We start from the raw sequence: 1541 nt of genomic DNA on the forward strand, positions 1-1541 counted from the left end.
TCGAGATCGACTTCGTCAAGCGCCGTGGGCCGCAGCGCGATGCGCCGCTGTTCCTGCCGCTTTCCTCCAACCTCATGCAAACGCACATTCCCCGCCATGCGCCTGTGGATCGGCCTGTCACTGCCCCGGCTCCCGCTGGAAGTATTCAGTCCCAGCTGGTGCACTGACGCCGGCAGCGTCGTGCTCGAGCAGGAGCGCGTGCTGGCGGCGTCCCCGGTGGCGCGTGCCGCCGGCGTGCAGCCCGGCATGCGGCGTGGCGGTGTGCTGATGCTGATGCCCGAAGCCCAGGTCCACGAGCGCTCGCCGCCGCGCGAGGCCGAGGCCCTGGTCGCGGTGGCGATGGCGATGCTGCAGTACACGCCGCAGGTGGCCGAGGCGGAGGAGGGCACGCTGCTGATGGACGTCGGCGCCAGCCTGCGTCTGTTCGGCGGCGTGCTGGCGCTGTGCCGGCGCGTGCGCGCGAACGTGCAAGCGCTGGGCTTTACGGTAGCGCTGGGCTGCGCCCCGACCGCGCGCGGCGCCTGGCTGCTGGCGCGGGCCAGGCATCCGGATGGGCAGACGGGTGTCCGGCGCACGCTCAGGATGCCCTCGCTGGTGCGCCGCCTCGACCTGCTGGACGTGCTGCTGGCGCCGCCGGCGCGCCCGTACGCGGCCTGGTTCGAAGGCATCGGCTGCGCCAGCCTGGGCGAGCTGCGGCGCCTGCCGCGTCCCGGCCTGCAGCGGCGCTGCGGCCGCGCGCTGCTCGACCTGCTGGATGCGGCCTATGGTTTGAACCCGGAGCTGCACGAGTGGATCGCCGCACCCGAGACCTTCAGTGCGCGCCTCGAATTGTTCGACCGCATCGACGACGCCGAACTGTTATTGGCGGGCGCCCGGCGCCTGCTGCTGCAGCTGACCGGCTGGCTGTGCGCGCGCCAGCTGGCGGTCGAGCGCATCGTGCTCAGGCTCGAGCACGAGCGGGGCCGGGTCGCGCGCGCGCCGACCTGCGTCGAGGTGGCGCTGGCCGAACCGGCCTGGCGCGACGAGCACCTGGTGCGCTTGCTGAAGGAGAGACTGGCCAAGCTGGTGCTGGAGGCCCCGGTGATCGGCCTGGGCCTGGAAGCCAAGCAGTTGCAGCCGATGGCGCCGCCAAACGCATCGCTGTTCCCGGAACCGGGCGGCAGCGAGGAAGACCGCATGCGCATGCTGGAGCTGCTGGTGGCGCGCCTGGGCGCGGAGAACGTGCTGCAGGCCCTGCCGATGGCCGATTACCGGCCGGAGCAGGCGAACATGTGGGTGCCGGTGCAGCAGCATCTGCAAATGCGGATCAGCGACCGCGCGCGCAACGCGCAGATGCCGCCCGACGTGATGAGCCTGCCGCGGCCGACCTGGCTGCTGGCCAAGCCGATCGCTTTGCTGATGCGCGAGCACCGGCCCTTCTACGGCTCGCCGCTGCGCATGGCCTCGAACCCGGAGCGGATCGAAGCCGGCTGGTGGAATGGGCCGGAAACGCGCGACTACTTCATCGCCGAAGGGCAGGACCATGCGCTGTACTGGGTGTA

General features: G+C 71.6%; 1 protein-coding gene. It reads left to right on the forward strand.

Going from position 1 to position 1541, the window contains the following annotated elements:
* Positions 1–180 precede the first annotated feature (180 nt).
* Positions 181–1541: Y-family DNA polymerase (locus NX782_RS26160; protein ID WP_441295310.1), on the forward strand; the 1361-nt coding region annotated here is incomplete at its 3' end.

It is taken from the genome of Massilia norwichensis (genome assembly GCF_024753245.1).
GTDB classification, from domain to species: domain Bacteria; phylum Pseudomonadota; class Gammaproteobacteria; order Burkholderiales; family Burkholderiaceae_D; genus Telluria; species Telluria norwichensis.